Annotated in this window: 6 protein-coding genes; 1 reads left to right on the top strand and 5 read right to left on the bottom strand. The window is 68.6% G+C overall.

Annotation, left to right across the window (positions count from 1 at the left end):
• The first annotated feature begins 413 nt into the window (after positions 1-413).
• Positions 414-734, top strand: coding sequence for a hypothetical protein (locus ACFYX0_RS45945; protein WP_388981322.1), 321 nt, complete (start codon positions 414-416; stop codon positions 732-734).
• Positions 735-834: 100 nt separating this feature from the next.
• Here the strand turns inward: ACFYX0_RS45945 and ACFYX0_RS45940 are convergent, their stop codons facing one another.
• From ACFYX0_RS45940 to ACFYX0_RS45920, 5 genes are all read right to left on the bottom strand, one after another.
• Complete coding sequence (locus ACFYX0_RS45940) at positions 835-1,044, bottom strand: ANTAR domain-containing protein (RefSeq protein ID WP_388981325.1); 210 nt, start codon at positions 1,042-1,044, stop codon at positions 835-837.
• 389 nt (positions 1,045-1,433) lie between these two features.
• Positions 1,434-2,093 carry a hypothetical protein gene (locus tag ACFYX0_RS45935; protein WP_388981319.1) on the bottom strand — a complete coding sequence of 220 codons (660 nt, stop codon included), beginning with the start codon at positions 2,091-2,093 and terminating at the stop codon, positions 1,434-1,436.
• Between the two features lie 476 nt (positions 2,094-2,569).
• A complete protein-coding gene (locus ACFYX0_RS45930) occupies positions 2,570-3,571 on the bottom strand; it encodes a hypothetical protein (protein ID WP_388981316.1) in 1,002 nt (333 codons plus the stop codon).
• Positions 3,568-4,161, bottom strand: a complete 594-nt coding sequence (locus ACFYX0_RS45925; RefSeq protein ID WP_388981313.1) for an RNA polymerase sigma factor — start codon at positions 4,159-4,161, stop codon at positions 3,568-3,570. Before ACFYX0_RS45925 ends, ACFYX0_RS45930 begins: the two co-directional genes overlap by 4 nt.
• Before the next feature lie 599 nt (positions 4,162-4,760).
• The gene (locus ACFYX0_RS45920; RefSeq protein WP_388981310.1) at positions 4,761-6,254 is read right to left on the bottom strand and encodes a DUF4246 domain-containing protein; all 1,494 of its coding nucleotides are present in this window, start codon (positions 6,252-6,254) and stop codon (positions 4,761-4,763) included.
• Between the last annotated feature and the right edge of the window lie 1,444 nt (positions 6,255-7,698).

Raw genomic sequence — 7,698 nt, 5'->3', positions numbered from 1 at the left:
GGGCATCTCCCGCGGCCGGATCGGTGCTCATGTCCTCGATACCGAGGTGTACGCCTGCCCGGATTGCGCGGGCGACCACGTGCAGGAGTGAGGGGGCACCCGCCAAGATGGGGGATCTTCAATAGAGGAAGGACCTCCGGTAGAGGGGTCCTGGGTCCCGAGGGCGGCGGATGGTCTGAGAGCACCATCGCCGGGCTGCAAGTACGCGCTGACGGTGCGGCTGGGATGCGTCTGCTTGGGTGGGAGGGCGTCCTGCCGCTTTCGGTGCACAACGGTGATGGTGGCGCCTACAACCGTGCCCTCCCCCAGGGCCTACGCCGCCGGGCATGGGAATCAACAGACGTGACAGCGAGCGGGTGGAATGCCCGCACAGCTGATGGCATGATCCGGCTCTTTCGGGGCAGGCGCCGCTGATGCCGCCCCCTCCCGCCGAGCTCGTTCGACGGGTACGCCATGCCCTGAAGCAGGCCGGTTTCCATGTCGCTGACGGGCCCGATGCCACCACGCCGGGACTGAAGGTGAGCAAGACGCCCGAGGGCGTGCTGGTGAGCTGGACGACCTCGCACACCTTCGCCGAGCTGGCAGCGCAGCGAGGGGATTCCGCCGACAGGATGCGGGTGGTGGTGCAGGCCGCGGTGGCGGGCCTGCTGGTCCAGCACGGGCACACGGTTCAGGAAACGCCGGACCGGAAGGCAATCGTGGTGCTGGCCAACGGGCCAGCGGCCAGTGCGTGACCGGCTGTACGCGCAGATTCCGCCTGATCGCCGGATTCCGCCGACAGGGAAGGACCCTTCGACCTCCCCAGGCGTCATGGCCCTTCCCCGGCCGGGACGACTACCCACCCGCGCCGGTCTCACGCCTACGCGACCGGCACGCCCCCACGGCCGTCTGCACGCGGCCTTGCAGGTCAGGCTGCATGGGTCCTTGTCCGCTCACCGCAGCGGCCACTTCGTCGGCCACCGTGCGCAGCTTGACGTTGCTGTTCTGGGAAACCTCCAGCAAGATCTCCCAGGCTTCATCGGCCGTGCAGCCGAAGCAGGCCATCAGGGCACCCCGGGCCATATCGATCACCGGTCGGCTCTCGATCGCCTGCTTGAGCTGCTCGTTCTCCTGCTCCGGAGAGCACCCCTGGGAACGTCTCGACCGGAATCGCCGACGCCGCGCCGTCCCACCAGCGGTCGCACGCGTTGTCCGGGTCGGCGACGTCCAGGAGCGCCAGGACCTCGCAGCGGGGACGGCGCAGGGCTCCGGGCGGAAGGTCGCCCGGCGTCACGCGGCGCCCGAGAGCGCAGGTGGCGACCGCCACGAGGGTGGAGCGCACCGCGGCGGCACTGTCCAGCGAGGGTGCAGATCCCCTCAGGGAACTGCACCTTTACGGATAATTGGAACATCGCAGGCCGCGCTCGCTCGGCGCTGCGGCCAGGCGTGGCACGTTACTCCTCGTCGATGGTCTGCAGCTCGACGGGCCGGTCGGCCACGTCTATCGCCTGCGACGTGGCCAGCAGCTTGTTCAGCCCAAGGGTCAACTGCACGACGAACACGCTCAGTAGGACGGCCAGGGCTATTCGGGCCAGACTGTAGCTGGCGTCGACGTTCGCCGCGGTCTCGTAGTCGCCGGGCGTTTGGAGGTTGGAGTTGGTCACGAACGAGAAGTAGACCGCGGCGAAAACCGACAGGAACCACGCGCCGTAGGTCCAGACGACTCCGCGGCCGCCTGGCAGGGCCCTGAGCCATCCGAGCCCGATGTCGGTGCGTGACATGGCGTTCGCGTGGCCGGCGCGCGCCCATCGCTGGTAGGCGTACAGAACTGCCATGAAGACTACGAAGCGCAACATGCTCGTGGTGCTGATCGTTTGTAGTGCGCTGTGCAAAGCCTGCCGGTCATAGCTGTTGTTAGCGGCGGCCAAGGCCCATTGGTGGGCCCGCGTGCGCTCGGCGGAGAACCGCACGGCCTCGCTGAGGATGGCTGCCGCGGCTGCAGCCAGCACCATAAGCAGTGGGCCCGACAGCGAGACCCGCCCGGGACTCACCTTGGACTGGACCAGCAACGCCGCCTTGTCGTTGCGCCCGCGACGCTGAGGCGGCTTCGACAAGTCGCTCTCCTGCTGACAGACCGGACACAGTCCTTTGATCCCGTCAAAAGCAACTCCACGCTGCCGACACTTCCGGCACGTCAGTAGCATCCCGCGCCCCCTCCTTGCTTGATCGCGGTTGAATTGAGCGCCGCATCCTATTGGCTCTGCCAGAGAGGCGTCGATGCCTCTAACGCAGTGAAGATCGAGGACGGGTGCAGATCCCCCTGAGGGGATCTGCACCCGTCCAGCAACACCCCGTCCAGGTCGAACAGCGTCGCTCTGCGCGGCCCGATCACCGGGCACCGTCCGGGTCGCGGACCAGAGCGGGCAGGACCATGCGGTGGTCGGCGAGCAGGGTGGTGGCGCGTGCGGATCACGGTTTTCTGCCATGTCGATCACGTCATCGGCGTTCCGTTGGCGAGCACCTGTGATGAGACGCGGCCCAGAGGGGGCGCGCCTCGTGCGTCACCTGCGCGGGATTGCTCAGAGTGCGGTCAGCCGAGTGTCGTGGCGGGGCCGGCGGAGAGGAAGGTCGTGCGGGAGGTGGTGCCGGCCTGCTGGGCGACGGACTCCAGCACGAGGCTGGTCTTCGGGTCGATGATCAGAGCGTGGGTGCTGTTCGAGTCGGCGTAGACCATTTCGGTTCCGCTGCGGCCCGTGCTGTCCTTGACCCAGCCGGCGATCCTGACCCCCTTCAGTTGTCCCAGGGCGTTGAAGAGCGTCGCCCGCAGCTTCGGGGTGGCGGGCGAGCCGCCGAGGATGTTGCCGGCCTGGTCGAAGACGCCCTGGCCGCGGGTCGCCTGTCCGGCGTTCATCATCGAGAGCAGCGTCGACGGGTCGGTGGGCAGCCGGTCAAGTCCGTTCCAGTCGACGGTCTTCGTCCCCACGCCCCACACGACGGGGGAGCCCTTCTTGTAGAGCTTGCCCTTGGACTCGAAGAGGTAGGCGGACCGCGAGACGTACTCGGTGACCTTCGTGACGTGCCCCCCGGTGACGTTCCTGAGCTCCATCTTCCAGTACGGCGCCGTCGTGGCCGACCGGGTGGCCGCCACCTCGGCGACGCCGGCGAGGAACACGGTCGGGTCGGCCTGCGCCTGCTGCGCGCGGGTGCGGGGGCCGGGCGCCGCCGTCGTGGTGTTCGCGGCGACCACGACGCCGGCCGCGACCGCGGCCATTGCCAGCATGGCCGCGATGCGCCGGCCGGACAGCAGCCGGCGCAGACGGATGGGGACGACCACCGGCCGGTCGGCCCCGGGCTGCGGCCCTGACGCCTGCCGTGCGGTCGCGTCCGCGGTCTCCTTCGCCGCCGCGGCGATGACGGCAGCCATGGCACGGTCGAGGGCCTGCTGGGGCGCCGGGGCGACACGGCCGGCGGCCTGCAGTTCCTGCGCGCCCGGGAAGTCGAGGTAGGTCTGGGTCTGGGTCTCGTTCATGGGGGTGGGGGTTCCTTCCGGGGCGTGGTGGTCGGCGGTGTGCTGCGTGGCGCGATGCTTCATGCCGGGTCTCCCGTCACGGCCAGGTGCGGCGCGTGGGGCGGCGGCGCGAGTTGTTCGCGCAGTCGGCCTCGGGCGCGGTGCAGGCGGGAGCGGGCCGTTCCGGCGGGAATGCCGACCACGGAAGCGGCCTCACTGGGGGTCAGTTGCTCCCAGGCGACCAGCAGCAGCAACTCCCGTTCCTCGGCAGGCAGATCGGCCAGCGCACGGCGCAGCCGCGGGGCCAGTGCGCGGGCGTCCAGCCGCTGGTCCACTGCGTGCCAGGGATCGTCGACCTCGGGCGTCGGGCCGCCCGCGTCCCGTCCGGCGCGGCGCAGGTGCCCGGACAGGACGTTGCGGGCCACGCCGAACAGCCAGCCTCTGGCCGTTCCGACGGCCGGGTCGAAGGTGCCACGCGCGGCGAAGGCCTGCAACCACGCTTCGGACAGCAGGTCGTCGGCCGCTCCAGGGACCCGGCGGGCGAAGTACCCGTGCAGGGCGCGGGAGTACTGCTCCACGAGCAGTGCGAACGCCGCCGCGTCCTGGGCCGACCGCGTCAACTGGGCATCGCTGTCCCCGTCGCGATCACGGGAAGCGTGATGATCCGGTTCCACGAAGTCTCCGTCTCTGACCGCCCGACGGCGGTCTCACCCCGTACTTGTCGAACCTGACCGGAAGCGTTCGCACTGGTGCCGTTCTTCCCTGGTCCAGACCAGACAGGGTGGGCCTGTGAGACCACACCCTCCGTCCGGAGAGAGCCCGGCTGTGGAGCGCATGGTTGTCTCCGGTGACCCGCCGAAGCATGTCCTGGAGTTGTTGACTGTCGCGGGTGAGTTCGTCCACGCGTTCGGTCAGGCTCGCGATACTGAGGGCGTTCGCGGTGGCATGCGGTGATCCTGAAGAGCGTGAGCATCAGCAGCGAGCACCTCGTGGCCACAGAGCAGATCTTGCAGAAGTGGAGCAGAGGCGGTCGAGCCGCCGACGGTCGAGTGCTCGTGACCTCCCACGGCTCCACGGTCAGAACTGGCACACGTCGGCCCGCTGGCACGGGGGCCAGCGGGCCGAACGCGATCACGCTCGCACGGGGAAGCCGCAGGGGCTGGCCGTATGGATCTGCAGCCCCCATGCGCGACGCTCAGGGGGTGCGCACGTACGATGTCCGGCGCCGGTTCCAGGCCGAGTGAGGCGTGCGGTGTGAGCGGTGTGGCGTGGCTCAGTGCTCACAGAGGGAGAACTCTCGCTCGTAGAGCTGCTCGTTGTGTTCGGCGACGAAGAACTTCCGTTCATGCATCAGCTGTTCGCGGTAGCCCTTGGCCTGCTCCAGTGTCATGGTCGAGGTGTCGGACCATGGCTGCTGCGGCGGTATGTCGGAGGTCGAGACGATGTGGTTCGACGGGTCGACCAGGAAGAACGCAAGGATTTTGCGGTGTCCCGGCCGGGTGGGGTCGGCGAGGCGGAACGAGCCGACGCGGTGCTGCAGGATGTTCGGGAACGCCAGGCAGCGGCCCGCCGGTGTCGATGCCGAACCAAGGACCTGGTTCAGCGGGTCCTCGTTGTCCAGGCCGTAGACGTCACTCACGCCGGTGTCGTCGTTCTGCTCGTAGCCCGGGTCGACGACCGCGGCCCGGAAGCTCAGCCGGCTTTGGGTGATGTTCTCGCTGTCCCAGTAGTAGATGGCGGTCGAGACGATCCGCTCGTTCATCATCCCCTCGACATGCCAGGAGCCGCCGGCGTACTCCGGCTTGTCCGGGGTGAGTTGAATGGTGGCGAGCTTGGCTATGACCTGGAGACGCCGACCGCGCAGGTCAACCCGGGCGGTGTCGTCGGGTGCCGTGGGAGCCCTGAACTCCGGGGCGTCCGGGACGACCGGGCGGCGGTTGGCCCACCAGTCGTCCATGGCTTCCTGATATGCGGCGTACGCGTCTGCGTCGTCGCTTTCAGGGGCGACCGGCTCACTGTCGTCGTACCAGGCATACGGATCCGCCTCGATCCGCAGGGGCCGCGGGTGGCGCAGGTCGGTGAGTACGTTCTCGAGAAGCGGGAGCATGCGGCCGAACAAGTCCGGTAGTACGGAGGCAAGTTCGCGGTGCTCCACGGGGTGGACGTTGTTGACGTACGAGAGGAAGGAAACGTCGCCGTCGTCGCCGACCTTGACGTCCGTGGGCAGCCACTGGAACTTCTCCGAGAATTGGTACTTCGTCCAGTCGTCCTTCGCTGGGCTTTCCCATGCCCGCTCGGGTCCGCCGCTCACCTCACGTACGTTGCAGAACAGCGAGGGGTGAACCAGGTCCAGTACCTGGCCGTCGGATCCCGGATGCCAGTCCTGCTCCGCTTCGGGGACCTCTTCCAGAATCCGGACCGCCTCACGCAGCCGGGACCTGAGCTCGTCGTCGACCAGTGCGTCCGACTGCCACACGCCGTCGACAGCGGACACCTCGATGCCCCTACGCCCGTCCCGCAGCTCGGCGTAGTGCGCGAGTTCGGCGAGCACATAACGAATCTGCGCCTCGGTCATGCCCTGGTCGGCCGCTTCCTGCGTCCACCTGGCGACGATTTCGGAGTCCTTCATCTTGGTGAACCAGTCCGGCTTCGACCGTATGTGGGCGCTGCACTCGATCATCTCCAGTTCCCGGCGGGTTCTGGGCGGCGCCATCAACATCGAGTGGGACGCGGGGAAGGGCAGCGGGAACGCGGCCAGGTCAGTCAACTCTCCAGGTCCTTCCAGGTGGTACGTGGTGGCAGGAAGGCTACTTAAAGCCACTGACATTGATCTTGCCTGACGCCGTGAAACGACTCCCCAAGCCACCTCGAAATGACTCCCCGTGGGAGTGACACGGCCACGCTGAACCGGCCCCTGCTCGCCGCACCCGCCGACGGCGACGTCCGCTCCAGTGGCGGCGCCCGCCTGCCCGCCGAGCAGCTCGCCGTCCAAATCTGGGCAACTGAGCTCAGGACGTGTTCGCCGCCTGCGTGTGAGAGATCCGCTGTCGGTACGCCTTCTGCCTGCATTTCGCCGAGCAGTAGCGGGAGTCGGCGCGGCCGGTGGTTATCAGCTCGCCGCACGTCCCGCACGGCTGGCCGCTGCCTCGATTGCCGTTACGGATACGCGTGAGGGATGTTGAGCAGCTGGCCGAGCAGGTGACTCGCTTGAGTCCGTGGTCGGCGTTGCGCACCACGGGGTGCCCGCATGCCGTGCAGGGCGCGGGCGGCACCTGCTCGCCCCGGCCGGCAAGGGAGGTCCAGGAGACGGGCAGGGCTCGGAAGTCGTTGTTCCAGTGGCCGCGCTGGCTGTCGTGGCACCTTACAGATCAGGAGCTTTCTGTGCCACCATCGGCGCCGGATCCAACGAGCACCCTGTACGAGGTAGGCGGGTTGGCCGTTGAACGGCTCGGCACACACCGCACACGGTGGTCTCACGCATAACTGTAACGGTAGTTGAAAGCGAGATCACCTGTCACCCAGGTGCAACGGAGAACGGCGCCCCCAGGTGCCGGCACTCCACCCTCTAACCGCATAGGGCATGCGGTTCGCTGCCTGTGACCTGGTGCTTTGGTGCGGTGCTGCACATGCGCGGCACATCCGGGATGTCGCCGACGGCCGACCTATCGAAGCCCGACGTGAAGCGGCCCCAGTCCGCCGGGGGGGAGGGCCGACTGGGGCCGTGGGGGGGGCGCCCCTCACGTCATCGTCAGGCCTCCCGCATCAGGCGGCGCAGCGCCACGCCGATGTCGCGGCCGGGCGGGTGATCGTGCAGGGCGGCCGCGGTACTGCTCGCCGTGGCGGCCGCCCTTCCCGGTGCGCCTGGTCCGTGGCAGACGCGCCGGGGGTCTTCAGCGGGCCGGATGCCTCCGGGGCTGGGCCGCGGCAACCCGCTGGCACCAGTTGTGGAGGTAGACGTCTGGTGAAGCGCCGGAGCCCGTCTCGACCGCCTGCTTGTTGTAGCTCTCGCCGGGCTTGATCGGTTCGTCGCAGCGTGCGCAGATCACAGGTCGGCCCCCCGCGCCAGGCGCCGCAGGACGTCGCCGGCAAGGCAGCCGGAGGGGTGAGCATTGCAGTGGCTGCAGGCGGTGGTGTGGTCGAACAGGGCCTTGTAGGCGGCCGTCGCTGCATGCTTGCGGCAGCTGCGCGGGAACCAGCGCATGGGGCTGGTG

It is taken from the genome of Streptomyces sp. NPDC002573 (genome assembly GCF_042889625.1).
Classification (GTDB): Bacteria; Actinomycetota; Actinomycetes; order Streptomycetales; family Streptomycetaceae; genus Streptomyces; species Streptomyces gibsoniae.
This window is presented reverse-complemented; position numbering and strand designations above follow the sequence as displayed.